Genomic DNA, 24,161 nt, shown 5'->3' with positions numbered 1-24,161 from the left:
GCCATGGCGCGCCTGCAGTACGCCGACGAGCACCGGCAATTCCGGGCGCTCGTGCGGGAGTTCGTGCAACGGGTGGTGGTCCCGGCGCACGAGCATGCCGAAACGCGGGGCCAGTGGGACCGCTCACTGTTCGTCGAAGCGGGAAAGCTTGGGCTGCTGGGCTTTTCGGTGCCCGAGCACCTCGGCGGCCCGGGGGTCGACGACTTCCGGTACAACGCGATCCTCATCGACGAGCTGCAACGGGCCGGGGCGGCGGCCGAGGCCATCGCGTTCACGCTGCAAAACGACGTGGTGCTGCCCTACCTCACCGACCTGACCACGCCCGCGCAGCAACAGCGCTGGCTGCCCGGCGTGGTGACCGGGGAGACGGTGCTCGGCATCGCCATGACCGAACCGGGCACCGGCAGCGACCTGGCCGGGATCCGCACCGCGGCGGTGCCCGACGGCGACCACTACGTCGTCAACGGCGCCAAGACGTTCATCTCCAACGGCCAGTGCGGCGACCTGTTCGTCGTCGCGGTGCGGACGTCGCCGGACCGGCACACCGGGCTGTCGCTGCTGGTGGTCGACGCGGACACGCCGGGCTTCTCCCGGGGCCGCAACCTGGAGAAGATCGGCCTGCACGCCCAGGACACCAGCGAGCTGACGTTCACCGACATGCGGGTGCCGGTGGCCAACCTGCTCGGGGAGGAGGGCCGGGGTTTCTACCAGCTGATGCAGAACCTGCCGCAGGAGCGGCTCGCGCTCGGGGTGGGCGCGGTGGCCGCCGCCGAGGCCGTCCTGGCCGAGACGCTGGACTACGTCAGGCAGCGCACCGCGTTCGGAACGCCGATCGCCGGGTTCCAGCACAGCCAATTCGTGCTCGCCGAGGTGGCGACCGAAATCGACGTCGCCCGAACGTATCTCGACGACTGCCTGGCCCAGCACCTGGCCGGCGAGCTGACCGCGGCGCGGGCCGCCCGGCTGAAGTGGTGGACCACCGACCTGCAGGTCCGCACCGCCGACCGCTGCCTGCAGCTGCACGGCGGCTACGGCTACATGCGCGAGTACGCCGTGGCGCGCGCGTTCGTCGACGCCCGCATCCAGACCATCTACGGCGGCACCAACGAGATCATGAAGACGATCATCGCCAAGGACCTGGGCATCTGATGGCCGTCGAGTACGGCGACCTGCCCGTCGAGGAGGCCGTCCGCGCGGCCCGCGCCGGCGCGCGGCGCCGCCAGCTGCTCGACGCCGCGGTCACGGTGATGGGAGCGCGCGGCTTCCACCAGATGTCCATGCAGGACCTGGCCGCCGAGGCCAACGTCAGCGTCGGCCTCATCTACACCTACTTCGGCGGCAAGGAGGAGTTGCTGCTCGCCACGATCGTGCGGATCCTCGACGCGTTCCGCGATCAGCTGGCGCCGGTGATGGCCGCCGCCGGCGACGACTTGGTGGACCAGCTGGCCGCGGGCATCCGCCGCTACGTCGAGATCGTGGACGAGAACCTCGACGGCGTGGTGCTGACCTACCGGGAGAGCCGGACCCTGGCGCCGGCCGGGCGGGCGCTGATCAAGGACCTCGAGATCGCCACCGCCGCACCGCTGCGCGCGGCCGTCGAGGCCGGCGTCGCGCAGGGCGCCTTCCGCGACGTCGACGTCGACCTCACCGTGTTCGACATCATGCTGCTCGCGCACGGGTGGGCGCTCAAGCATTGGCACTTCGGGCCGCTGTACACCCGCGATGAATACATCCGGCTGCAGACGCGCCACGTGCTCGACGCGTTGGTGCGCGACGACCGTCGCGCCGGCTACGCACACGTGCTGGAATGAGGGGCATGACAGGTACCGCGCTTCGCAGCCTGGCCGCGACCCTGGCGCTGGCCGTGGCCACCGGCATCCCGGCGGCCGGCGCCGATCCCGCCGCGCTGCCCCCGATGACGTCGACCGGCGGCGGGCCGGTCATCGGCGGCGGCAGCAATGCCGGGATCGCACAGCAGCTGTTCAGCTTCGGCACGCCCAACGTGCAGGAGGTCGACGGCTCGGACGCGGCGCAATTCATCACGGCCGCCGCGGCGAGTCCCAATCAGCAACTGGCCGCGCCCTTTTCACTGATGCGCCGGGCGCTGGCGTGCCAGACCAACGACGCCGGATTCGGGGCGCGCGCCTACCGGCGCACCGATGGGCAATGGGGAGGCGCGATGGTGGTGGCCGCCAAGAGCGCGACCGCCAACGTCGACGCCCTGGTGAGCTGCGCCAAGACGAACTGGCGCCGGGCCACCGCCGGCACGCAGAGTTCGCTGTGCAACAGCGGCTGGAGCACCCCGAACACCTACGAGAGCCGCCGCGGCGAGACCTACTACGTCCTGCTGGCCGGCACCGCCGACGACTTCTGCACCGCGGTCAACGGCAAATTCAAGGACAACTCCAACGGGTGGCCGTTCTAGCGCGACGCGAAAGCGATTGTGAGGCTAGCTTTACCATTGAAAAAATCAATCTCGGCTGCCGCGTTTAATGCGCCCGGTGTCGTCATCAATTGAATTCAATGCATTTCCGCGTCGCCCCGCGAACCCCCGCCGACAACACCGACGCGCCCAAATTTCGAAAACCGTTCGCGCAAGGGCGATCACAACGTACACTTCCGCCATCGGGCAATCGGGTAACCAGGGAAATTGTCCTTCGACGAACGGGGTGTTGTGGTGTCACGATTGACCGGCAAAATCATTCTCGCAGCGGTGCTCGGCTTCGCCGCCTGCGCGGCTTCGGCGTGTACGACGCCGATAACGATCGATTGCGGTCCGTCCCTGACCTGCCAATAGCGGCGGGCCGGCGAATTAGGCCGCACCGAAATGGTGCGGCCTAATTCGTCGATTCTTCTGGGCGGCGTTGCCGTGACGTTCGCCCCACCCGGGTCGTACGGTGGACATGCGCTGAGAACAGCGTGCGAGCAGAACGACACGGCCGGTAAGGGGTGAGCATGTCGCGTCATCGCGTCGTCATCATCGGAAGCGGATTCGGCGGGCTGAACGCGGCCAAGGCGCTCAAGCGCGCGGACGTCGACGTCACCCTGATCTCCAGGACGACGACCCACCTGTTCCAGCCCCTGCTCTACCAGGTGGCCACCGGCATCCTGTCCGAGGGCGACATCGCCCCGACCACCCGGCTGATCCTGCGCCGGCAGAAGAACGTCCGCGTGCTGTGGGGCGAGGTCAGCGAGATCGACCTGACCGCGAAGACGGTGACGTCGCACCTGATGGGCATGCAGACGGTGACGCCCTTCGACAGCCTGATCGTGGCCGCCGGCGCGCAGCAGTCCTATTTCGGCCACGACGAGTACGCCGCCTTCGCGCCCGGCATGAAGAGCGTCGACGACGCCCTCGAGCTGCGCGCCCGCATCCTCGGCGCGTTCGAGGCCGCCGAGGTCGCCACCGACCCCGCCGAGCGGCAACGCCGCCTGACGTTCGTGGTGGTCGGCGCCGGGCCGACCGGGGTCGAGCTGGCCGGCGAGATCGTCCAGCTCGCCGAGCGCACGCTGGCCGGGGCGTTCCGGACGATCACGCCCAGCGAATGCCGGGTCATTCTGCTCGACGCCGCGCCGGCCGTGCTGCCGCCGATGGGCGAGAACCTGGGCCTCAAGGCGCAGCGGCGGCTGCAGAAGATGGACGTGGAGATCCAGCTCAATGCGATGGTGACCGCCGTCGACTACCTGGGGATCACCGTCAAGGACGCCGACGGGAGCCAGCGCCGCATCGAATGCGCGTGCAAGGTGTGGGCCGCCGGCGTGCAGGCCAGCGGGCTGGGCAAGATGGTCGCCGAGCAGTCCGACGGAACCGAGACCGACCGCGCCGGGCGGGTGATCGTCGAGCCGGACCTCACCGTCAAAGGCCATCCGTACGTGTTCGTCGTCGGGGACCTGATGTCGGTGCCGGGCGTGCCCGGGATGGCGCAGGGCGCGATCCAGGGGGCGCACTACGCCACCACGCTGATCAAGCAGGCGGTGAAGGGCCAGGACGACCCGGCCAACCGCAAACCGTTCAAGTACTTCGACAAGGGCAGCATGGCGCTGATCTCGCGCTACAGCGCCGTCGCGAAGGTCGGCAAGCTGGAGTTCGGCGGCTTCATCGCCTGGCTGGCCTGGCTGCTGCTGCACCTGTACTACCTGATCGGCCACCGCAACCGGATCGCCGCCATGTTCGCGTGGGGCATCTCCTTCCTGGGCCGCACCCGCGGCCAGATGGCCATCACCAGCCAGATGATGTACGCCCGGCCGGTGGTCGACTGGGTGGAGCGCCAAGCGCAGGAGGGGACGCTGGCGGCGGCCGAACGCATCGAGGCGGCCGAGAAGCAGGCGGGTTAGCTCAGGGCCTGGTCGATGTCGGCGATCAGGTCGTCGGTGCCCTCCAGCCCGACGGAGATCCGGACCACGCCGTCGCCCAGGCCGATCGCCGCCCGGCCCTCCGGGCCCATCGCCCGGTGCGTCGTGGTGGCGGGATGCGTGACGAGGGATTTGGCGTCGCCCAGGTTGTTGGAGATGTCGATCAGCCGCAGCTTGTCCAACACCTCGAAGGCCCGGTCCTTCGCCACGGCGTCGGGGCAGTCGAGCGCGAAGGTGATCACCGTCCCGCCGCCGGACATCTGGCGCTTGGCCAGGTCGTATTGCGGGTGCGACGGCAGGTACGGGTAGCGCACCCAGCCGACCGCCGGATGGGTCTCCAGGAATTCCGCGATCCGGTGCGCCGAGGAGTTGCTGTGTTCGACCCGGATGGCCAGCGTCTCAAGGCCTTTCACCAACACCCAGGCGTTGAACGCGCTCATCGCCGGCCCGGTGTGCCGCATCAGCTTCTGCACCGGACCGTCGATGTAGTCCTTGTCCCCGAGGATGGCGCCGCCCAGCACCCGGCCCTGCCCGTCGATGTGCTTGGTGCCCGAGTACACCACCACGTCGACGCCCAGCGGGATGCCCCGCTGCAGCAGGGGCGTGGCAAAAACGTTGTCCAGCACCACTTTTGCGCCGGCGGCGTGCGCCATCTCGACCACCGCGGCGATGTCCACCAGCGACTGCATCGGGTTGGACGGCGTCTCGAAGAACACCGCCTGAGTCGGCTTGGCCAGCGCCTCCTCCCACTGGGCCAGGTCGTCGCCGTCGACGAAGACGGTCTCGACGCCCCAGCGGGGCAGGATCTCGTTGCACACCACGAAACACGAACCGAACAGGCTGCGCGACGCGACCAGCCGGTCGCCGGCGGCCAGCAGCGCGCCCAGCGAGGTGAACACCGCCGCCATGCCGCTGGCGGTGGCGAACGCCGCGGGCGCGCCCTCGACGAGCCGCAACCGCTCCTCGAACATGGTCACGGTCGGATTCCCGTAGCGCGAGTACACGAAGTGGTCCAGCTCGCCGGTGAACGAGCGCTCCGCGACGGCGGCCGAGGGGTACACGTAGCCCGAGGTCAGATACATCGCCTCGGCGGTCTCGTCGAACCCCGAGCGCAGCAGCCCGCCGCGCACCCCGATGGTCGCCGGGCCGACGCCGTCGGGCAGCGCCTTGGGCGCGCGGACGGAGTCCCCCGGCGGGGACGGGTCGGTCACAGCTGCTTCCACGGCAAACCGATGGCGCGCCAACCCGATTCGCCGCGCTGGCCCTGGGCGTTCGGGTGGCCCTCGAAGCCGTCCAGCACGTTGTAGGCCGGGGAGATGCCGACCCGGGTGGCCGCCTCGGCGGCGCCGATGGAGCGGTTGCCCGAGCGACACAGGAACACCACCGGACGCTCGGCCGCGGTCTCGGGAACGCGTTCGGCGAGTTCGTCGGTGAAATTGGCGTTGAAGGCGCCGTCGGACGTGTTCCACTCGATGAACACCACGTCGCGGCCCAGGCTGGACAGGTCGGGCACGCCGACGAAGCGCCATTCGGCGTCGGTACGCACGTCGACCAGCACAGCGTCCGGGTTCTCGCTGAGCAGCTTCCATGCCTCCTGGGGCGTGATGTCTCCGGCGTAGCCGCGCGCTGTGCTCATGACCTCGGATGGTAGCGAGGACGCCTCGCCGGGCGATAACTCAGTGGGCCGGCGGGCGCGCGGTCAGCCGGTTCGCTGCCTCGCGGGCGCGCTCGCGCGCCACCGCCACCTCGGGCGCGGTGGCCAGCGCCTGGAATCCCCGCCCGACGGCGCGCAGGTCGCTCTCCGGCACGCCGAGCGCCCCGGCCAGCGCGGCGGCGGGCCCGTCGGCGCGCTGCACCCGGTGGGCCGCGCCCGGCGAGATCATCATGGTGTCCACCGGCAGGCCCAGGATGGTCCGGGCCTGCAGGTCGAAGGCCGACAGCCGCTGGCTGCGCACCGTCACCCAGGCGCTCTCGGCGGGGCGGGGCGTGACGTCGGCGAAGTACACCTCGTCGCCGTTGATCATCAGCTCGACGCCGAAGACGCCGCGCCCGCCGAGCGCCTTGACGATCCGCGCGGCAATGGATTTGGCCGCGTCCATCGCCGCCTCGCTCACCGGCTGCGGTTGCCAGCACTCCGGCCCGTCGGCGGCTCCCTCGCGATGGCCGATGGGCGTGCAGAAGTCGACCACCGGCCCCTCGGGTCCCTCGCCGCGCACCACCAGCAGGGTGACGTAGTGCTCGACCTCGACCACGGTTTCGGCCAGCACGCGGTGCGGCGGGCCCTGGCCTTCGGTCGCGCGCTGCCAGGCCGGCCCGAGGTCGTCGGGGCCGGACGCCACCGACTGTCCGCGCCCGGCGGCCGCCGGCTTCACCAGCAGCGGATAGCCGGCGTGGGCGCCCACCGCCTCGAGTTCGCCGACCGAGCCGACGAACCAGAACGGCGCGGTGGGCAGCCCCAACTCGTCGGCGGCCAGCCGGCGCAGGCCCTCCCGGTCGGCAGCCAGCCGGACGGCGCGGGCGCCGGGCACCAGCTGGGTGTGCGGGCCCTCGAGTCCCTCGAGGGCGTGGATCGCGACAGCGTCGGCGGCGGCGACCACGACGTCCGGCCGCAGCCCCCCGACGGCCCGCGTCAGCGCGTCCGCGTCGGTCATCGGGACCACGAGCGACTGATCGGCCACCGCGTGAGCGGGCGCGTCCGCGCGCTCGTCGACGGCGATCACCCGCGCGCCCAGGCGGCCCAACGCGATCGCCAGTTCCCGGCTCAGGTCGCCGGAACCCAACAAGACCACCCGCGGCCGGTCGTCGGCCGCCTCCGCAGGCGTTCGCGGGGGCACGGCGAGCACGCTGGTCTTGTCGTCTGGTCCGTCGGTCACCGCTTCAGGATAGGTGCGCGGCGGGTTAGGGCTGGCCGGGAAGCAGCCGCACCATCAGGCCGTTGCCCTCGGCCAGCACCGCGCCGTCGCCGTCGAGGAGTTCCGCGGCCACGAACGCCTTGCGGCCTTCGGTGCCCGTGACGCGGCCGCGCACGGTCAGTGGGGTGTCGATCGGGGTGACCTTGCGATAGTCGACGTGCAGGAAGGCGGTCCGGCTGATGGGCCGCCCGGCGGCGTGCGAGACCATGCCGAACAGGTTGTCGAACAGCAGCGGCAGCACCCCGCCGTGCACGGCGTGGTTCCCGCCGACGTGAAACCGGCTGAAGTGGCCGGCCATCTCGACCCCGTCGGGCGCATAGCGGGTCAACGTCCAGGGCGGCAACAGCAGGCTGCCCATGCCGGGCAGGTCGGGCGTGCGCCCCGCCGGCGCCTTGCCCTCGTCGGCCTGGAATGGGCGCAGCAGCTCCACCAGGGCCGCGGCGCGGTCGGCCGCGTCGTCCCACACGTGCTCGCCGGGGTCGGCGGAGACGGCGAGGTCCTGCAGCGCCCGCATCGCCGCGACGAACCGGCCGAAACCCGGGCCGGGGCTGGCCGGGCCGTATTCGGGAAATCCGCCGTGGTGTTCGTATTCGGGGTCGAGCTCTTTCGGGTCCGGCTCCGTCACGGGCGCGCCGCCAGCACGTCGCGGCGCACGATCGTCTGCTCCCGTCCAGGACCGACGCCGATGCACGAAACATGGGCCCCGGCAAGCTCTTCCAGTCGCAGCACGTAGTCGCGCGCCTTGGCGGGCAGGTCGTCGAATTCGCGCGCGCCGGAGATGTCCTCCCACCAGCCCGGCAACTCCTCGTAGATCGGTTCGGCGCGGGCCAGGTCGCTCTGCGTCATCGGCATGTCGTTGGTGCGCTCGCCGTCGATGCGGTAGCCGACGCAGATCGGGACGGTTTCCAGGGTGGACAGCACGTCGAGCTTGGTCAGGAAGAAGTCGGTGATGCCGTTGACCCGCGTGGCGTAGCGGGCGATGACCGCGTCGAACCAGCCGCACCGGCGCCGCCGCCCGGTGGTGACGCCGAACTCGCCGCCGGTCTTGGACAGGTATTCGCCGTTGGAGTCGAACAGCTCGGTGGGGAACGGCCCGGAGCCGACCCGGGTGGTGTAGGCCTTGAGGATCCCCAGCACCGTGGTGATGCGGGTGGGTCCGATGCCGGACCCGACGGCCGCGCCCCCGGCGGTCGGATTCGACGACGTCACATAGGGATACGTGCCGTGGTCGACGTCGAGCAGGGTGCCCTGGGAGCCCTCCAGCAGGACCGTTTCGCCGGTCTCGAGCGCGGCGTTGAGCAGCCGCCGGGTGTCGCGGATGCGGTGGCGGAAACCCTCGGCCTGTTCCAGCAGGGCCTCGACCACCTGGTGCGGGTCCAGCGCCTTGCGGTTGTAGATCTTGACCAGGATCTGGTTCTTGAGCTCGAGCGCGGCCTCGACCTTGTGGGTCAGCTGGTCGGGGTCGAGCACGTCCGCGACCCGGATGCCCTGGCGCGCGATCTTGTCCTGGTAGCACGGCCCGATGCCGCGCCCGGTGGTGCCGATCTTCTTGTTGCCCATGTAGCGCTCGGTGACCTTGTCGATGGCCACGTGGTAGGGCAACAGCAGGTGCGCGTCGGCGGAGATCAGCAGCTTGGTGGTGTCCACGCCGCGGTCCTCGAGCCCCCTGAGCTCGTCGAGCAGCACGCCGGGGTCGACCACCACCCCGTTGCCGATGACGTTGGTGACGCCGGGGGTCAGCACCCCGGACGGGATCAGGTGCAGCGCGAAGTTCTCGCCGCTGGGCAAAACGACGGTGTGCCCGGCGTTGTTGCCACCCTGATAGCGCACGACCCACTGCACGCGACCGCCGAGCAGGTCAGTGGCTTTGCCTTTGCCCTCGTCGCCCCATTGGGCGCCGATGAGGACGATTGCCGGCATGACTCGCTCCCGCCTGCTTACTGTGGTTCTACTGGCAGCGCACCGTATCCTGCAGCGCTGCAACGGCTTGCGGCATCACCCGGTGGCTCGAGCTGCCCGCCCGCACCAGGGTCTCGGTTGAGTGCCCCGGGACCGCGCGCGTAGCTGGAGGCATCTTCGCTTGACGCGCTCACGTGGCGATCCTAAACGTCGGGTGACGATGGACCCGCGCCAAGGGCCGTTTGATCGCGACGCGTGTCCTCCACGGCCGAGACTCACGGCGCCACGCGCGGTTGAGCAGCGCATACACCGCCGGCGGTCGGCGCGTCCAACATCAGGCACAGGGGCTGCTTGGGATCGCGATCGGTCCTCTTGGCCGCCCAGCCCGGCCACACCGGTTTCCCGTTCCAGCTGACCAGCGTCCAGCCGTCGTGCGGGTTGCCCCGGATCACCACGACGCCGGTGTTGGGCAGCGGGTCGAAGAGCAGGAGCAACGGATCCGGGTTTCTGACGCTCATCATCGTCCCGACGCCGATGGCGAACTCGCTGGAGAACGCCACTTCGGTGATCTCGCCGCCCGCGGTGCGGACCGGGTTGGCCATGGCGTTGCCGTAGATCGTTTGCAGGGAGTCGTTGAAGCGGCCCGCGTCGGTCGCCGCGTTGCCGTACATCGTTTGCAGCGCGCCGTTGAAGCGGTCGTGGAACTCGAATCCGTTGGCGTCGGTGGATCCCGGGGCCAGCATCGGCACGATGCGCAGTCCCAGCAACCACGCCACCGGGCCGAGCAGGTACGCCAGCCCCGCGAGGCTGAACTGCGGTTGCCCGTTGAACGCGCCGGCGTCGATCTCGTTGAGGCCGGGCAGTGCCTCGACATTCATCGCCAACGCGGCCGCCAACGGCGCCGCGGTCTGCTGCGTCCTGGTCAGCTGCGACGCGAAGATCCCGGCGAACGGACCCTGCGCGGCCAGCGTGGTGGCGATGTTGCCCGCCTGTTGGCGGCCGAGCGCGGTCAGCACCTTGCCGGGCACCGCGGTGTCGATCACGCGCGCCGCGTTGCCCTCCGACTCGCCGTGGCGCACCAGGTCGATCACGATCGATTCGTCGGCCGCGGCCGTCGCCGGCTCGACGCACAGCAGGACGGCCGAAACCGCCACGGCGCCAACACGGCGGAGTTGCCTCGTCAGCAACGGACGCGCGTGGGGCCGGCACCGGGCGCGGGCGGCGCGGTTCCCGCGGCCGAGAAGAAGGCGGTGAGTCGGCGAATGGCAATTCTCCGTTCTCTTGGCCACCCATTCGTTGACCCCGTGGCAGGAGTAAAGTATCCGGTTGCCATAAGGCGGTGGCGCAACAACTTTCGCAGTCCGCAACCATGTTGTGACTGCGTCGTTATGCCGAGATCGTCCGGCCCCCAGCCGGTCTGGTCGCAGGGTGGACGAGAGATCTTGAAAGACAAGGGTATTGGTGAGTCAAGAAGATCCCGCCGTAGCGGTGTTGCCGTCGGTGATCGCCGCCTGCCGCGGCCGCTGATCGGCCTGCCGGTCCATACGGCCGATCTCGACACGGCAATCGGCCCGTACCGGCGGCTGGTGGTGGTCGGCGCCGACGCCGACCTGGCCGCCGTGCTGACCCGGCTGCTGCGCGCGGACCGGCTCGACGTCGAGGTCGCCTACGTGCCGCGTCGGCGCAGCCGCGCGACCCTGGCCTACCGCCTGCCCGCCGGGCGGCGGGCGGCGCGGCGGGCCCGGGGCGGGTCCGCCCGGCGGGTGACCCTGGTCCGCGACGAAACCGGGTCGGTGATCGTCGGGCGGGCGAGCTGGCTGCCGCCCGATGGCGAGCCGGCCATCCGGGGCGAGGCGGTCGTCGACGACGCCACGTTGTTCGACGGCGACGCCCCCGCCGTCGAGATCGAGCCGACGCGGGCCGTGCCGGGCCTGCGGGCCCGCGTGCCGGCGGGCTGGCGCCGTTGGCTGCCCGGCCGCGCGGTCCAGCTGGGCAGCACCGGCGTCATCGTGGTGCGCGACGGCGTGCCCGCGCCGCGCCCGGCGCGCCGGTCGACGTTCTACCGCAACGTCGAGGGCTGGCTGGCGGTCCGATAGTTTCGACCGGTGACCCTGCCCGCCCGGCGCGAATCGGTGCGACCCAGCCCCCTGTTCCTGGCCCTGGTCGGCCTGACGGCGATCGGCGCCGTGCTGGCCTGGCTGGCCGGCAGCACCGTGCGGCCGCTGGCCTATTTCGGGGTGTTCACCCTCGTGATCGCCGGCTGGCTGGTGTCACTGTGCCTGCACGAGTTCGGCCACGCGGTGACCGCCTGGCGATTCGGCGACCACGACGCCGCCGTCCGCGGCTACCTGACGCTGGATCCGCGCCGCTACAGCCATCCCGCGCTGTCGCTGCTGCTGCCGATGGTGGTGATCGCGCTGGGCGGGATCGGCCTGCCGGGCGCAGCGGTGTACGTGCGGACCTGGTTCATGACGCCGAACCGGCGCACCCTGGTCAGCCTCGCGGGGCCGGCCGCCAACCTGGTGCTGGCGGTGCTGCTGCTGGCGCTGACGCGGTTGTTCTACGACCCGTTCCACCAGGTGCTGTGGGCCGGGGTCGCGTTCCTGGGCTTCCTGCAGCTGACCGCGGTGGTGCTGAACGTGCTGCCCATCCCGGGCCTGGACGGGTACGACGCCCTGGAGCCGCACCTGAGCCCCGAGACGCAGCGCGCGGTGGCGCCCGCCAAGCAGTGGGGCTTTTTCATCCTGCTGTTCCTGCTGCTGCCGGCCAGTCACTGGTTCTTCCAGATGATGCTCTGGCTGTTCGAGTTCTCCGGGGTGCCGCCCTGGCTGGTGTCCGCGGGCAACCTGCTCACCCGCTTCTGGAGCCGCTGGTTCTGACCCTTGCCATATATGCGCGCATCCGCATATATTGCACGCCATGGGCGCCGGCCACAATCACAGTCCCGCCGAGACCAACGAGTCCCGGCTGATCCCGCGGATGATCGCCGCCGCCGCGATCCTGGCGACGTTCTTCGTCGTGGAGCTGACCACCTCGTTGCTGATCAACTCGATCGCGTTGCTGGCCGACGCGGGGCACATGCTGACCGACGTCGTCGCCGTCTTCATGGGCCTGGCCGCCGTGACGCTGGCCCGCCGGGGCAGCTCGTCACCGGCGCGGACCTACGGCTGGCACCGGGCCGAGGTGTTCACGGCGGTCGCCAACGCGGGGCTGCTGATGGGCGTCGCCCTGTTCATCCTGTGGGAGGCGATCCAGCGGCTACGGGAAACCCCGTCGATCCCCGGCGTGCCGATGATCGTGGTCGCGCTCGCCGGCCTGCTCGCCAACCTGCTGGTCGCCCTGCTGCTGCGGTCGCACTCCGGGCAGAGCCTGGCGGTCAAGGGCGCCTACATGGAGGTGGTCGCCGACAGCGTGGGCAGCCTCGGCGTGCTGATCGCCGGGGTGGTGACCGTGACGACGCACTGGCCGTACGCCGACGTGGTGGTCGCCGTGCTGGTCGCGCTGTGGGTGCTGCCGCGGGCGATCTCGCTGGCCCGCGACGCGTTGCGGATCCTGTCCGAGACGTCGCCGACGCACATCGACGTCGAGGAGCTGCGCACGGCGCTGGGCGCCGTCGACGGCGTCACCGAGGTGCACGACCTGCACGTCTGGACGCTCTCGCCCGGCAAGGACATGTGCACCGCGCACTTGCGCAGCGACGGCGACTCCAGCCGCGTGCTCGACGACGCCCGCGCGGTGCTGTCGGCCCGCGGGCTACAGCACGCCACCGTCCAGATCGACTCCCCGGGTGACGCGGGGTGTTCGGAAACCTTCTAGAGCCCCAGCGCCGGGCGCGCCGACGGATCGCAATCGTCGAGCAGGTCCAGGCAGCGTTGGTACTCGTCGGGCTCGCCGATCGTGTCGGCGGCCCGGGCCAGCGCCGCCACGCAGCGCAGGAATCCGCGGTTGGGCTCGTGCGAGTACGGCACCGGCCCGAAGCCCTTCCAGCCGTTGCGCCGCAGCTGGTCCAGGCCGCGGTGATAGCCGGTGCGCGCGTACGCGTAGGCCGTGATGGCCTGGTCGTCGGCCAGCGCCTGCTCGGCCAGCGCCGCCCAGGCCACCGACGCCGACGGGTGCGCGGCGGCGACGATCCCGGGTTTCTCCCCGGCGAGCAGTTCCGCCTCGGCGTCGGGATCGCCCGGCAGCAGGGTCGGGTCGGGTCCGAGAAGGTCTCGCATCGGCGTCATGGCTCCTATTCTGCAGCCGCTGCAAATCGATCGGCGGGCGGACCTCAACCATCACCCCATCGAGGGGGACGGGTCGCTAAGCTCTCCAACTACCCCACCCGATAGCGGAGGACAGCCGTACTCATGCCCCAGCCACCCGAGCCCGACCGCGGCGGCCCGCCGAACCCCGGGCACGAATGGGCCCCGCCGTCAGGCGAAGACGCGACCGAGAGCGTCCCGCTGGTACCGAGCGACTCCGAGACCGAGACCGTGGTGATCAGACCGGATGCCGGTGGCAATCCGGGGAATCCCGGCGACGACGCGGACGGCCAGCAGCGCGAACGCCGCTTCACCGCGCCCGGTTTCGACGCGAAAGAGACCACGGTGATCGCCACCACCCCGGAGCCGGCCACCGAGGTGTTCGCCTCGCCGCCCGGGGGCATGCCCGCACAGCCCGGCGCCCCGGCCAAACCGGCCGTGCCGCAATCGATCCCGCCCCGCCTCGGGGGGAAGCTGCGCACCTCCCGGCAATTCAACTGGGGCTGGGTGCTGGCACTGGTGCTGGTGGTGCTGGCGCTGGCCGCGATCGCGATCCTGGGCACGGTGCTGCTGACCCGCAGCAAGCACACGAAGGCGTCGCAGGAGGACCAGGTTCGCACCACGATCGAAAGCTTCGACACCGCGATCCAAAAGGGTGACCTGACCACGCTGCGCACCATCACCTGCGGCACCACCCGCGACGGGTACGCGGACTACGACGAGCACGCCTGGGACGAGACCTACCACCGGGTCTCGGCGGCCAAGCAGTATCCCGTGATCGCCAGCATCGACCAGGTGGTGGTCAACGGGCAGCACGCCGAGGCCAACGTCACCACGTTCATGGCCTACGACCCGTCCCTGCGGTCGACCCGCAGCCTGGACCTGCAGTACCGCGACGACCAGTGGAAGATCTGCCAGTCCCCCAGCGGCTAGCTGGGCATTTCATGGCCCGAGTGCCCGGCCAGCGGGGCGTTCGGTGCCGAGTGCCCGGCCAGCCGGGCACTCGCCGGGATCAGGCGCTCAGGGATTTCCCGGCGCAGTGCAGGTCGGCGCAGGCCTCCACCACCCGCTCGGTCATCGAGGCCTCACCCTTCTTCAGGTAGCTGCGCGGGTCGTAGGCCTTCTTGACGCCCACCTCGCCGTCGACCTTGAGCACGCCGTCGTAGTTGCCGAACATGTGCCCGGCGATCGGGCGGGTGAACGCGTACTGGGTGTCGGTGTCGACGTTCATCTTCACCACGCCGTAGCGCAGCGACTCCTCGATCTCCGACTTGAGCGAGCCCGACCCGCCGTGGAAGACGAAGTCGAACGGCTTGGAGCCGGCGGGCAGGCCCAGCTTGGCCGCGGCCACCCGCTGGCCCTCGGCCAGGATGTCGGGGCGCAGCTTGACGTTGCCCGGCTTGTAGACGCCGTGCACGTTGCCGAACGTCGCGGCCAGCAGGTACCTGCCGTGCTCGCCGTGGCCCAGCGCGTCGATGGTCTTCTCGAAGTCCTCGGGCGTGGTGTACAGCTTGTCGTTGATCTCGTGGGCGACGCCGTCCTCTTCCCCGCCCACGACGCCGATCTCGATCTCCAGGATGATCTTGGCGGCCGCGGCCTCCTTGAGCAGTTCCTGCGCGATGGCCAGGTTCTCGCCGATCGGCACGGCCGACCCGTCCCACATGTGCGATCCGAACAGCGGGTCCGCACCGGCGCGCACCCGCTCGGCCGAGAGCGCCAGCAGCGGCCGCACGTAGCTGTCCAGTTTGTCCTTGGGGCAGTGGTCGGTGTGCAGCGCGACGTGGACGGGGTACCTGGCGGCGACGACGCGGGTGAACTCCGCGAGCGCCACCGCGCCGGTGACCATGTCCCTGACGCCCAGGCCCGACGCGAACTCCGCACCGCCGGTGGAGAACTGGATGATGCCGTCGCTGCCCGCGTCGGCGAAGCCCTTGATCGCGGCGTTGACCGTCTCCGAGGAGGTGCAGTTGATGGCCGGGAAGGCGTAGGAGTTCTCCTTGGCGCGCCCGAGCATCTCGGCGTACACCTCGGGCGTGGCGATGGGCATCAGGACTCCTCTGCTTCGGCCGGGTGCACCCAGTATCGTCCAGGACGGTCAGGCGCTCACCCCGAAACCGGTATGTTGAGCAATCATGAGCACCGCCGTGACGGCCCTGCCCGACATCTTCGACCCGATGTACTGGTTGGGCGCCGACGGGGTTTTCGGCTCCGCGGTGCTGCCCGGCATCCTGCTCATCGTCTTCGTCGAGACCGGCCTGCTGTTTCCGCTGCTCCCCGGCGAATCGCTGCTGTTCACCGGCGGGCTGCTGGCCGCGCACCCGAACCCGCCCGCCAGCATCTGGGTGCTCGCCCCCGCCGTCGCCTTCGTGGCGATACTGGGCGATCAGACCGGGTACTTCATCGGCCGCCGCATCGGCCCGGCGCTGTTCAAGAAGGAAGACTCCCGGTTCTTCAAGAAGCACTACGTGACCGAGTCGCACGCCTTCTTCGAGAAATACGGGCCGTGGGCGATCATCCTGGCCCGGTTCGCGCCGTTCGTGCGGACGTTCGTCCCGCCGGTCGCCGGGGTGTCCTACATGCGCTACCCGGTGTTCCTCGGCTTCGACATCGTCGGCGGCATCCTGTGGGGCGGCGGCGTCACGCTGGCCGGCTACTTCCTGGGCAACGTGCCGTTCGTGCACCACAACCTGCAGAAGATCCTGCTGGTCATCCTTCTCGTGTCGCTGATGCCGGCGTTCATCGCGGCCTGGCGAAGCTACCGGAACCGACGTCGGGCACCTGCGGCCGGGACCGACGAGGAGCCCGACTCAGGGCACCCGAGTTCTGCGGTACGCAACGAAAGCGTCTAGCAGTTCCGGTCGGTCGATCGAACTCCGCTGCACGGCCTCGCCCGGCTCAGCGCCCAGCAGGATTCGCTTGACCGGGATCTCCAGCCGTTTGCCGGTCAGCGTCCGCGGTATGCCCGGCACCGTCAGGATGTCGTCGGGCACGTGGCGCGGGGAGGCGTGCCGGCGGACGGCCGCCACGATCCGCGATCGCAGCCCCTCGTCGAGTTCGGCACCGTCCGCCAGGGTCACGAACAGCGGCATCCAGTAGCCACCGTCGTCCTGCTCGACGCCGACCACCAGGCAGTCGCTGACCTCCGGCATGCCCTCCACCGCGGTGTAGATCTCCGCGCTGCCCATCCGCACGCCCAGCCGGTTCAGGGTGGCGTCCGAACGGCCATGCACCACAACGGATCCGCGGTCGGTGATGGTGATCCAGTCGCCGTGACACCACACGCCCGGATACTTCTCGAAGTAGGCGGCGCGGTACCGGCTGCCGTCGTCGTCGTTCCAGAAGAACACCGGCATCGACGGCATCGGCTCGGTGATCACCAGCTCGCCCTCTTCGCCGATGACGGGGTGGTTGGGTCCGGTCCAGGATTCGATCGCCGCGCCCAGGCAGATGCACGACAGCTCGCCGGCCACCACCGGCAGGATCGGGCAGCCGCCGATGAAGGCGGTGCACACGTCGGTGCCGCCGCTCATCGAGATCACCGGGACCGCCCGACCGAGTCCCTCTTGCACCCAACGGAATCCGGACGCGGGCAGCGGGGAACCGGTGGACCCCACGGCGCGCAGCCCGTCCAGCGGGTACGTCGCCCCCGGCTCGAGGTCCTTCTTGGCGCAGGCGAGCAGGTAGCCCGCGCCGGCGCCGAGCACGTTGACGCCGGCCTCGGCGGCGACCCGCCACAGCGCGTCGGTGCCCAAATAGGTTGGGCTGCCGTCGTAAAGCACGATGGTGGTGTCCACGAGCAGCCCGGACAGCTGCAGGTTCCACATCATCCAGCTGGTCGACGAGTACCACAGGAACCGCTCGCCGGCGTGCAGGTCCAGTTGCAGGCTCAGGTATTTCAGGTGCTCGATCACCGTGCCGCCGTGCCCGTGCACGATGCCCTTCGGCTTGCCGGTGGTGCCGGAGGAGAACATCACCCACAGCGGGTGCGCGAACGGCACGGGCGTGATCTCCAGCTCGGCGTCGGATCCCACCGCCTCGGCCCACGGCACGGCGCCGTCGCCGGCCGGGAGCCCGAGCCGCGGCACCACCACGGTGGCCCGCAGGCCGGGCATCGCGCGCCGGATGGTGTCCAGCTCCGCGCGCCGGTCGATGCGCTTGCCGTCGTACACCGATCCGTCGGTGGCCACCAGGACCACCGGCGCCAGCTGGCCCAGGCGCGCGATCACGCCGTCGACGGCCACGTCCTGGTTGCACACCGCCCAGATCGCGCCCACGCTGGCGGCGGCCAGGGCGGCGACGGCGGCCTCGGCGACGTTGGGCAGGTAGCCGACGACGGCGTCGCCCGGCTGCACCCCGAGCCCGCGCAGGTACGCCGCGAACGCGCCGGTCTCGCGCCGCAACCGCGCCCACGACCACTCGCACGCGCCGTCCTCCCCGGCGACGATCATGGCCGGCCGCTCGTCGGTGGCGTGCCGGAAGATCTCGGTGGCGTAGTTGAGCGTGGCGCCGGGGAACCACTCGGCGCCGGGCATGGCGCGGTTGCCCAGCACCGCGCGCGGCGGGCTGGCGGCCCGGATGTCGAAGTAGTCCCAGACTGCGTCCCAGAACCACTCGATGTCCGCGACGGACTTGCGCTGCAGCGCGTGGTAGTCGCCGTAGTCGCCGCGCCCGGTCTCGGCGAGCCACCCCATGAAGCGGGTCAGGTTTGCCCGGGCCAGCGTGGCCTCGTCGGGAATCCAGCTGCCGTCCATCATGTCGCGCTCCCTGCGGTCACCGCGGTGACGTTACATGCGGCCTCCATCAGCATCCACCCCGACAGCTGCACCGACAGGTCCCGTTCGGCGACCTCGGAGCTGTTCACCGCGCCGTCGACGAACTGCGCCTCCCCGGCGGCCCGGGCGGGTAGCTGCGCGTCGCGGTCCCAGAACGGGCCGAACAGTGGCAGCCCGTCCACCGTCTGCCGGTAGTCCCACGCCGATTTGGCGCTGGCCAGCACGATCCGCCGGGCGGTGTCGCGCGCGGCGGCGTCCTCGGCCCCGTCCCCCGGCAGCGTGGTGGCGACCAGGGCGAGGTAGCGCGCGGTGACCCCGGCGAACAGGCCGCCGTCCCCGCCGCCGGCACCGGCCAGCACCCCCGTGGGCGCCATGTGCTCGGCGACGGCCGTGACCAGCCGGTGCACCCGCGGGGCGTGCCGATCGTCGTGGGTGCGGGCCGCGAGCTCGGTTTCCAGGCCGAGCAGCACACCCTGGCAATAGGTGTACTGGGCGCGGACCAGGGAACCGGCCTTGAGGCCGTCGAACACCAGGTGGGTCTCCGGGTCGATCAGGGTCTCGTCGATCCAGTCGGCCATCTGCTGGGCGCGCCGCATCTTCTCGCCGTAGCGGGCCAGGAAGATGCCCGCCGGGCCGTTGGCCGGGGCGTTGAAGAACTGGTCCTGCTTGCGCCACGGGATGCCGCCGCCATCCTCGGGCACCCACGCCTCGAGGAACTCGTGGGCCAGCTTGGGCAGCGCGCGATGGCGCTCGACGCCGGCGATCCGGGCGGCGCGTTCCAGGGCCAGCGCCAGCCAGGCCATGTCGTCGTAGTAGCTGTTGGTCCAGCGAAAGTTGTTGCGCAGCCGGTGCGAGCGGACCTGCCGGTTGATCCTGGTGTGACGCTGCGGCTGTGGGTCACGCAGCTGCGCGTCGACCAGGCAATCCAGCAGGTGCGCCTGCCACCAGTAGTGCCAGGTGCCGAACATCGCGTCGCGCCGCGTCGGGGGCCAGGCCACCACGCCCAGCTGCGTACCGGGCAGCCCCCACACCCGTTTCAGGTGTCGTTGCGCGACAGCGGCTTCGGAGCTGGCCGCCCGGTTGGCCCATAGCTGATCCATGGTGCCGATCCTGCCTCATACTGAAATATGCGCTACCGGCAAACCATTTCGGGGACCACCTACAGCTTCGAGGGGCTGGTCGACGTGCTGGCCAAGGCGACGCCGTTGCGCTCCGGCGACCAGCTCGCGGGCTGCGCCGCCGACTCCGACGCACAGCGGGCCGCGGCCGCGTGGGCGCTGGCCGACATCCCCCTGGCGACGTTCCTCGACGACGTGGTCGTGCCGTACGAGACCGACGAGGTCACCCGGCACATCATCGACGGCCACGATCGCGAGGCGTTCGGCCCCGTCGCGGGCCTGACCGTGGGCGGTTTCCGCGACTGGCTGCTGGACGCGGCGTGCCGCGACGACGGCGCGGCACGCTTCGCCGCGGTCTCGCCCGGGCTCACGCCGGAAATGGTTGCCGCGGTGTCGAAGATCATGCGCAACCAGGACCTGATCCTGGTGGCCGCCGCGGCGAGGAACGTCGCGGCCTTCCGCACCACGATCGGTCTGCCCGGCACGCTCGCGACCCGGCTGCAGCCCAACCACCCGACCGACGACCCGCGCGGGATCGCCGCGGCGCTGCTGGACGGCCTGCTGATGGGCTGCGGCGACGCGGTGATCGGCGTCAACCCGGCGACCGACTCGCCGCAGGCGGCGGCGGACCTGCTGCACCTGCTCGACGACATCCGCGAGCGGTTCGCGATCCCCGTCCAGTCGTGTGTGCTGTGCCACGTCACCACCACGATGGAACTGATCGACCGCGGCGCGCCCGTCGACCTGGTGTTCCAGTCGATCGCCGGCACCGAGGGCGCCAACGCCGCGTTCGGCACCTCGATCGCGATGCTGACCGAGGCCGACGAGGCCGCCCGGTCGCTGAACCGCGGGACCGTCGGCGCCGACGTGATGTACCTGGAGACCGGGCAGGGCGCGGCGCTGTCGGCCGGCGCCCACCTCGGCGTGGGGAACATGCCGGTCGACCAGCAGACGCTGGAGGCGCGCGCGTACGGGGTGGCGCGGGCGCTGCGGCCGCTGCTGGTCGACACCGTGGTCGGATTCATCGGGCCGGAATACCTCTACGACGGCAAGCAGATCATCCGCGCCGGGCTCGAAGACAACTTCTGCGGGAAGCTGCTCGGCCTGCCGATGGGCGTGGACGTCTGCTACACCAACCACGCCGAGGCCGACCAGGACGACATGGACACGCTGCTGACCCTGCTGGGCGCGGCGGGCACCGCGTTCGTCATCACGGTTCCCGGCGCCGACGACATCATGCTCGGCTACCAGAGCCTGTCGTTTCACGACGCGCTGTACGTGCGAAAGGCGTTGGGGCTGCGTCCCGCACCCGAATTCGAGGCCTGGCTGGCCGGCCTGGGCATGGTCGACGCCGACGGCCGCGTCCTTCCCGTGGACCTCGCGACCTCGCCGCTGCGCGCGTTGGCGGCCGGCCGATGACCGACCCGCAACCACCGGACGTCTGGGCGCCGCTGCGGGCGACCACGCAGGCGCGCATCGGGCTCGGACGGGCCGGGGACTCGCTGCCGACCCGGCGGGTCCTGGAGTTTCAGGCCGCGCACGCCGCGGCGCGCGACGCCGTGCACGACCCGCTGGACGTCGACGGCCTCGTGAAGCGGCTATGCGACTTGAACGTCAAAGGCATCGACGAGCCGCTGCGGGTCCGCAGCCGGGCGGCCTCGCGCGGCGAGTACCTGCGCCGGCCGGACCTCGGTCGCACCCCGGCCGACCTGTCGGGCCTGCCGAAGGTCAACGCGGACATCGGGTTTGTGCTCGCCGACGGGCTCTCCCCGCGCGCCCTGACCGACCACGCCGCGGGCATGGTCGAGGCGCTGGTCGGCGAATTCGACGGCCGTTACCGGATCGCGCCGCCGGTCATCGCGACCCAGGCCCGGGTGGCGCTCGGGGACCACATCGGTCAGGCCCTCGGCGCCGCAACGGTTCTCGTGCTCATCGGGGAGCGCCCCGGCCTGTCGGTCGCCGACAGCCTGGGCATCTACCTGACCCATCGGCCGAGGCCGGGACTCACCGACGCCGATCGCAACTGCATCTCCAACATCCATCCGCCCGACGGCCTGGACTACCCGGCGGCGGCCTCGGTCGCCGCCGCGCTGGTGGCCGGGGCCCGGCGGCTCGGCCGGTCGGGTGTCGCCCTCAAAGACACAACGCGAGCAGCAATTGACGCAGGCCGGTCAGCGAGTGCGCCGGGAGAAACAGGTCGCAGTACGGCAGGGCCGCGGCCATCGGCCCGGCCACCGGCCGGAATCCCTCCTGCGCCGCACGGGGATTGAGCCAGACGATCAATTCGGCGCGCCGCCGCAGCCGCTCCATCGCGTGCGCGAGCACGTCCGGCGGGTCGCCGTCCCAGCCGTCCGACGCGATGATCACCAGCGCGCCGCGCAGGGCGTTGCCGTGTGGCGGGGACAGCAGCGTGGCCACGCCGCGGCCGATGAACGTGCCGCCGTACCGGTCGGTGACCTTGGCGTTGGCCCGCTCCAACGCCACCTCGGCCGACCGGTGCGCGAGCACCGCGGTGAGCCGGGTCAGCGACGTCGAGAACGCGAAGACCTCGGGGTGGGTGCCCGGCTGGCGCGCCACCGCCCTCATCAAGTGCAGGTACACCGCGGCGTAGGGCTGCATCGAGCGGCTCACGTCGCAGACCAGGACGATCCGCCGGGGCCGGCGCCGGGGCCGGGTGCGGGCCAGCAGGACCGTTTCCCAGCCCGTCCTGCGCGACGCGGCCATGGTGGCGCGCAAATCGATTCGCTTGCCGGCGGGACTGGGCTCGAAGCGCAGGCTGCGCCGTCGCGGCCAACGCGCGACGGTCGCTTCCAGCCAGGTGCCGAGCAGGCGGAGGTCCTGCGCGTCGAAGCGGTCGAACGGCTGGTCGGCCAGCGCGGCGATCCGGCTGGGCAGCGCGTCGGGCAGCAGCAGGCTCGGGCCTTCCGTGTCATCCGCGACCGCCAGCGCCCGGGTCGCCCAGGGCAGGCCGTGGGCGGCGTTCGCCGGCCCTCCGGGCCGGCGCAGCGTGCCGGCCGCCGCGGGCGCCTTGGGGCCCGGCAGCGACAGGGGTGTCTCCGGGCGGTTCGCGCGGTCGGGTTCGGCCGCGCCGAAGACCGTCGCGAAGACCGCGTCGAACGCGCCGAGATCCTCCATCCGGTTGACCAGCGTCAGCCTGGCCGCCCAATACAGCGCGGCCGTGTCGTGCGGCGCCAGCGTGCGCAGCGCCCGCACGAAGCCGGCGGGGCCGCTGGCGGACACGTGGACGCCGGCGCCGCGCAGCCGCGCGACCAGCGCCGCCGCGAGCGCCGCCAGGTCGACGCCCCGCAACAGCGCGGGAGTCCCCACGGTGGCGCTAACGCCTCCGGCCGAGCACCCAGCCCAGCACCATCCCGGCGAGCAGCGCCAGCAGCAGCGGGGCGTACCTCTTGAGCTGGGCTCCCCCGGCGAGTTCGAGCAGGTCGATGGGCTCGGGCTCCGCGGCGGGGGCGGCGTGGCGCGGCTCCGGGACGCGGCCGACCTGCGGTGGGCCCTCCGGGGTGGCCGGCGTCGCGGTCTCGCCGGCGAGCTTGGCTTCCAGCGACTCCACGAACTGGCCCAGCAGCTTTTCCGACACCTGCTGCAGCATGCCGCTGCCGAACTGGGCGAGCTTGCCGACGATCTTCAGGTCGGTGTCGACGGTGACGCTGGTCTTGTCACCGTCCGGCTGCAGCTGGGCGGTGACCGTCGCGGCGGCGTTGCCGGTGCCGCGGGTCTCCTTGCCCTTGGCGTCGATCACCGCGCGGTACGCGCCGCGGTCCTGCTCGACGAAACGGACCTTGCCGTTGAATTCGCTGGTGACCGGCCCCACCTTGACCTTGACCTTGCCGGAGTAGTCCTCGCCTTCGTGGCCGGTGAGCTGCGCGCCCGGCATCAGCGGGATCACCTGTTCCAGGTCGCACAGCACGTCCCAGGCCCGATCGATCGGCGCGCTGACGGTGAACTGGTTGGCGATCTTCATCCGGGGTCCTCTCAGGAGCGGCTGTATTCCATAAACGCGTCGCGGATCAGCGTACGGTCGTCGGGGGTCTTGGCCAGCGCCCCCAGGCTGACCAGCGCCGCGGGATCGACCAGGTCGGCGACGCCCAGCGACACCAGCGCGGCGACCCAGTCGATCGTCTCGGCCACGCCCGGCGGCTTGTCCAGGTCCAGATCGCGTGCCCTGCCGACGAACTGGGTGACGTGCTCGATCAGCGGCGCCGCGGCGCCCGGGACCGTGCGGCGCACGATCGCCGCCGCCCGCGACGCCTCCGGATAGTCGATCCAGTGGTACAGGCAGCGGCGGCGCAGCGCGTCGTGCAGGTCGCGGCTGCGGTTGGAGGTGAGCACCGCGATCGGCGGGCGCTGCGCGACGAAGGTGCCCAGTTCGGGCACGGTGACCGCGGCCTCGCCGAGGAACTCCAGCAGCAAAGCCTCGAATTCGTCGTCGGCCCGGTCGATCTCGTCGATCAGCAGCACGGGCGGGGTCGGGCCGCGGTGCCGCACGCAGCGCAGGATGGGCCGGTCGACCAGGTAGGCCTCGGTGTAGAGGTCGGCTTCGCCGATGCTTCGGCCGCCCGCCTCGGCCAGCCGGATGGACAGCAGCTGCCGTTGGTAATTCCAGTCGTAGAGCGCCTCGCCGGCGGTCAGCCCCTCGTAACACTGCAGCCGAACCAGCGGTGTATCCAGCACCGCGGCAAGGGTTTTCGCCGCGGTGGTCTTGCCGACGCCCGGCTCGCCCTCCAGCAGCAGCGGCCGGCCCAGCGTGACCGCCAGATAGATCGCGGACGCCGTACCGGCGTCGAGCAGGTAGTCCCGCGCGTCGAACCGGGCGATCACGTCGTCGACGTCGCTGAACATCGCCGG

Annotated in this window: 23 protein-coding genes and 1 pseudogene; 11 read left to right on the top strand and 13 right to left on the bottom strand. The window is 71.1% G+C overall.

The genetic code is table 11. From position 1 onward, the window contains the following. The first annotated feature begins 3 nt into the window (after positions 1 to 3). The 4 genes from BST44_RS15800 (at position 4) to BST44_RS15785 (ending at position 4,335) form a co-directional block, all read left to right on the top strand. On the top strand, positions 4 to 1,149 hold the full coding sequence (locus BST44_RS15800) for an acyl-CoA dehydrogenase family protein (protein WP_083178046.1): 1,146 nt from the start codon (positions 4 to 6) through the stop codon (positions 1,147 to 1,149). After that, on the top strand, positions 1,149 to 1,811 hold the full coding sequence (locus BST44_RS15795; protein WP_083178045.1) for a TetR/AcrR family transcriptional regulator: 663 nt from the start codon (positions 1,149 to 1,151) through the stop codon (positions 1,809 to 1,811). The genes BST44_RS15800 and BST44_RS15795 overlap by 1 nt, the downstream gene beginning before the upstream one ends. 5 nt (positions 1,812 to 1,816) lie before the next feature. Further along, on the top strand, positions 1,817 to 2,425 hold the full coding sequence (locus tag BST44_RS15790) for a hypothetical protein (RefSeq protein WP_142274516.1): 609 nt from the start codon (positions 1,817 to 1,819) through the stop codon (positions 2,423 to 2,425). Between the two features lie 530 nt (positions 2,426 to 2,955). Continuing rightward, positions 2,956 to 4,335 (top strand): NAD(P)/FAD-dependent oxidoreductase, encoded by a 1,380-nt coding sequence (locus tag BST44_RS15785; RefSeq protein ID WP_083178043.1) that lies wholly within the window; start codon positions 2,956 to 2,958, stop codon positions 4,333 to 4,335. Here BST44_RS15785 and BST44_RS15780 read toward each other — a convergent pair. The 6 genes from BST44_RS15780 to BST44_RS15755 form a co-directional block, all read right to left on the bottom strand. Further along, positions 4,332 to 5,564: an O-succinylhomoserine sulfhydrylase gene (locus BST44_RS15780; protein WP_083178042.1), complete on the bottom strand. Its 1,233-nt coding sequence runs from the start codon at positions 5,562 to 5,564 to the stop codon at positions 4,332 to 4,334. The genes BST44_RS15785 and BST44_RS15780 overlap by 4 nt on opposite strands. Then, complete coding sequence (locus BST44_RS15775; RefSeq protein WP_083178041.1) at positions 5,561 to 5,989, bottom strand: rhodanese-like domain-containing protein; 429 nt, start codon at positions 5,987 to 5,989, stop codon at positions 5,561 to 5,563. Before BST44_RS15775 ends, BST44_RS15780 begins: the two co-directional genes overlap by 4 nt. A gap of 40 nt (positions 5,990 to 6,029) precedes the next feature. Then, positions 6,030 to 7,226: a formate-dependent phosphoribosylglycinamide formyltransferase gene (purT, locus tag BST44_RS15770; RefSeq protein WP_083178040.1), complete on the bottom strand. Its 1,197-nt coding sequence runs from the start codon at positions 7,224 to 7,226 to the stop codon at positions 6,030 to 6,032. Positions 7,227 to 7,251: 25 nt separating this feature from the next. Continuing rightward, positions 7,252 to 7,890, bottom strand: a complete 639-nt coding sequence (locus BST44_RS15765) for a PaaI family thioesterase (RefSeq protein WP_083178039.1) — start codon at positions 7,888 to 7,890, stop codon at positions 7,252 to 7,254. Further along, positions 7,887 to 9,185: an adenylosuccinate synthase gene (locus tag BST44_RS15760; protein ID WP_083178038.1), complete on the bottom strand. Its 1,299-nt coding sequence runs from the start codon at positions 9,183 to 9,185 to the stop codon at positions 7,887 to 7,889. Before BST44_RS15760 ends, BST44_RS15765 begins: the two co-directional genes overlap by 4 nt. 254 nt (positions 9,186 to 9,439) lie before the next feature. Further along, a complete protein-coding gene (locus BST44_RS15755; RefSeq protein WP_083178037.1) occupies positions 9,440 to 10,318 on the bottom strand; it encodes a histidine phosphatase family protein in 879 nt (292 codons plus the stop codon). Between the two features lie 285 nt (positions 10,319 to 10,603). Between BST44_RS15755 and BST44_RS15750 the strand changes: the two genes are divergently transcribed. From BST44_RS15750 to BST44_RS15740, 3 genes are read left to right on the top strand one after another with little or no spacing between them, the layout of a single operon-like run. After that, positions 10,604 to 11,260: a peptidase M50 gene (locus BST44_RS15750; protein ID WP_083178082.1), complete on the top strand. Its 657-nt coding sequence runs from the start codon at positions 10,604 to 10,606 to the stop codon at positions 11,258 to 11,260. Between the two features lie 9 nt (positions 11,261 to 11,269). Further along, the gene (locus tag BST44_RS15745) at positions 11,270 to 12,043 is read left to right on the top strand and encodes a site-2 protease family protein (protein WP_083178036.1); all 774 of its coding nucleotides are present in this window, start codon (positions 11,270 to 11,272) and stop codon (positions 12,041 to 12,043) included. 40 nt (positions 12,044 to 12,083) lie between these two features. Further along, positions 12,084 to 12,980 (top strand): cation diffusion facilitator family transporter, encoded by an 897-nt coding sequence (locus BST44_RS15740; RefSeq protein WP_083178035.1) that lies wholly within the window; start codon positions 12,084 to 12,086, stop codon positions 12,978 to 12,980. Here the strand turns inward: BST44_RS15740 and BST44_RS15735 are convergent. Further along, positions 12,977 to 13,390, bottom strand: a complete 414-nt coding sequence (locus BST44_RS15735) for a DUF3151 domain-containing protein (protein WP_083178034.1) — start codon at positions 13,388 to 13,390, stop codon at positions 12,977 to 12,979. The two genes, BST44_RS15740 and BST44_RS15735, sit on opposite strands and share 4 nt — an antisense overlap. Before the next feature lie 123 nt (positions 13,391 to 13,513). Here BST44_RS15735 and BST44_RS15730 point away from each other — a divergent pair, with 123 nt between their 5' ends. After that, positions 13,514 to 14,341, top strand: a complete 828-nt coding sequence (locus BST44_RS15730) for an Rv0361 family membrane protein (protein WP_083178033.1) — start codon at positions 13,514 to 13,516, stop codon at positions 14,339 to 14,341. A 79-nt stretch (positions 14,342 to 14,420) separates the two neighbouring features. Here BST44_RS15730 and fbaA read toward each other — a convergent pair whose 3' ends face one another. Next, positions 14,421 to 15,455, bottom strand: a complete 1,035-nt coding sequence (gene fbaA, locus BST44_RS15725; RefSeq protein WP_083178032.1) for a class II fructose-bisphosphate aldolase — start codon at positions 15,453 to 15,455, stop codon at positions 14,421 to 14,423. Between the two features lie 85 nt (positions 15,456 to 15,540). Between fbaA and BST44_RS15720 the strand changes: the two genes are divergently transcribed. After that, positions 15,541 to 16,257, top strand: a complete 717-nt coding sequence (locus BST44_RS15720) for a DedA family protein (protein ID WP_083178031.1) — start codon at positions 15,541 to 15,543, stop codon at positions 16,255 to 16,257. Here BST44_RS15720 and BST44_RS15715 read toward each other — a convergent pair. Continuing rightward, a complete protein-coding gene (locus BST44_RS15715) occupies positions 16,216 to 18,162 on the bottom strand; it encodes an acetoacetate--CoA ligase (RefSeq protein ID WP_083178030.1) in 1,947 nt (648 codons plus the stop codon). The two genes, BST44_RS15720 and BST44_RS15715, sit on opposite strands and share 42 nt — an antisense overlap. Continuing rightward, positions 18,159 to 19,280 (bottom strand): glycoside hydrolase family 76 protein, encoded by a 1,122-nt coding sequence (locus BST44_RS15710; RefSeq protein ID WP_083178029.1) that lies wholly within the window; start codon positions 19,278 to 19,280, stop codon positions 18,159 to 18,161. Before BST44_RS15710 ends, BST44_RS15715 begins: the two co-directional genes overlap by 4 nt. A gap of 27 nt (positions 19,281 to 19,307) precedes the next feature. On the opposite strand from BST44_RS15710, the gene BST44_RS15705 reads away from it, so the two are divergent. Both BST44_RS15705 and eutC read left to right on the top strand, forming a co-directional pair. After that, positions 19,308 to 20,717 (top strand): ethanolamine ammonia-lyase subunit EutB, encoded by a 1,410-nt coding sequence (locus tag BST44_RS15705; protein ID WP_083178028.1) that lies wholly within the window; start codon positions 19,308 to 19,310, stop codon positions 20,715 to 20,717. Beyond that, positions 20,714 to 21,463, top strand: a pseudogene (gene eutC / locus BST44_RS15700) (ethanolamine ammonia-lyase subunit EutC); the annotation flags it as partial. The gene BST44_RS15705 and the pseudogene eutC, both read left to right, overlap by 4 nt. On the opposite strand, the gene BST44_RS15695 reads toward eutC, so the two are convergent. Genes BST44_RS15695 through BST44_RS15685 form a run of 3 tightly spaced genes read right to left on the bottom strand, consistent with a single transcriptional unit; the run spans position 21,432 to position 24,155 of the window. Next, entirely contained in the window at positions 21,432 to 22,625 is a 1,194-nt protein-coding gene (locus BST44_RS15695; RefSeq protein WP_083178026.1) for a vWA domain-containing protein, read from the bottom strand. The pseudogene eutC and the gene BST44_RS15695 overlap by 32 nt on opposite strands. Positions 22,626 to 22,632: 7 nt before the next feature. Beyond that, positions 22,633 to 23,277 (bottom strand): SRPBCC family protein, encoded by a 645-nt coding sequence (locus BST44_RS15690; RefSeq protein ID WP_083178025.1) that lies wholly within the window; start codon positions 23,275 to 23,277, stop codon positions 22,633 to 22,635. 11 nt (positions 23,278 to 23,288) lie between these two features. Then, the gene (locus tag BST44_RS15685; RefSeq protein WP_208619811.1) at positions 23,289 to 24,155 is read right to left on the bottom strand and encodes an AAA family ATPase; all 867 of its coding nucleotides are present in this window, start codon (positions 24,153 to 24,155) and stop codon (positions 23,289 to 23,291) included. Between the last annotated feature and the right edge of the window lie 6 nt (positions 24,156 to 24,161).

Source organism: Mycobacterium scrofulaceum (genome assembly GCF_002086735.1).
Taxonomy (GTDB): domain Bacteria; phylum Actinomycetota; class Actinomycetes; order Mycobacteriales; family Mycobacteriaceae; genus Mycobacterium; species Mycobacterium scrofulaceum.
Note: the sequence above shows the minus strand (reverse complement) of the source record. Positions and strands in the feature narration are given on the sequence as shown.

What these genes read in the sequence shown, in the direction of transcription:
- BST44_RS15800 (WP_083178046.1), top strand. Translation starts at nt 4, where the DNA reads ATGGCGCGCCTGCAGTACGCCGACGAGCACCGGCAATTCCGGGCGCTC.
- BST44_RS15795 (WP_083178045.1), top strand. Translation starts at nt 1,149, where the DNA reads ATGGCCGTCGAGTACGGCGACCTGCCCGTCGAGGAGGCCGTCCGCGCG.
- BST44_RS15790 (WP_142274516.1), top strand. Translation starts at nt 1,817, where the DNA reads ATGACAGGTACCGCGCTTCGCAGCCTGGCCGCGACCCTGGCGCTGGCC.
- BST44_RS15785 (WP_083178043.1), top strand. Translation starts at nt 2,956, where the DNA reads ATGTCGCGTCATCGCGTCGTCATCATCGGAAGCGGATTCGGCGGGCTG.
- BST44_RS15775 (WP_083178041.1), bottom strand. Translation starts at nt 5,989, where the DNA reads ATGAGCACAGCGCGCGGCTACGCCGGAGACATCACGCCCCAGGAGGCA.
- BST44_RS15760 (WP_083178038.1), bottom strand. Translation starts at nt 9,185, where the DNA reads ATGCCGGCAATCGTCCTCATCGGCGCCCAATGGGGCGACGAGGGCAAA.
- BST44_RS15740 (WP_083178035.1), top strand. Translation starts at nt 12,084, where the DNA reads ATGGGCGCCGGCCACAATCACAGTCCCGCCGAGACCAACGAGTCCCGG.
- BST44_RS15735 (WP_083178034.1), bottom strand. Translation starts at nt 13,390, where the DNA reads ATGACGCCGATGCGAGACCTTCTCGGACCCGACCCGACCCTGCTGCCG.
- BST44_RS15730 (WP_083178033.1), top strand. Translation starts at nt 13,514, where the DNA reads ATGCCCCAGCCACCCGAGCCCGACCGCGGCGGCCCGCCGAACCCCGGG.
- fbaA (WP_083178032.1), bottom strand. Translation starts at nt 15,455, where the DNA reads ATGCCCATCGCCACGCCCGAGGTGTACGCCGAGATGCTCGGGCGCGCC.
- BST44_RS15720 (WP_083178031.1), top strand. Translation starts at nt 15,541, where the DNA reads ATGAGCACCGCCGTGACGGCCCTGCCCGACATCTTCGACCCGATGTAC.
- BST44_RS15715 (WP_083178030.1), bottom strand. Translation starts at nt 18,162, where the DNA reads ATGATGGACGGCAGCTGGATTCCCGACGAGGCCACGCTGGCCCGGGCA.
- BST44_RS15710 (WP_083178029.1), bottom strand. Translation starts at nt 19,280, where the DNA reads ATGGATCAGCTATGGGCCAACCGGGCGGCCAGCTCCGAAGCCGCTGTC.
- BST44_RS15705 (WP_083178028.1), top strand. Translation starts at nt 19,308, where the DNA reads ATGCGCTACCGGCAAACCATTTCGGGGACCACCTACAGCTTCGAGGGG.
- BST44_RS15690 (WP_083178025.1), bottom strand. Translation starts at nt 23,277, where the DNA reads ATGAAGATCGCCAACCAGTTCACCGTCAGCGCGCCGATCGATCGGGCC.
- BST44_RS15685 (WP_208619811.1), bottom strand. Translation starts at nt 24,155, where the DNA reads ATGTTCAGCGACGTCGACGACGTGATCGCCCGGTTCGACGCGCGGGAC.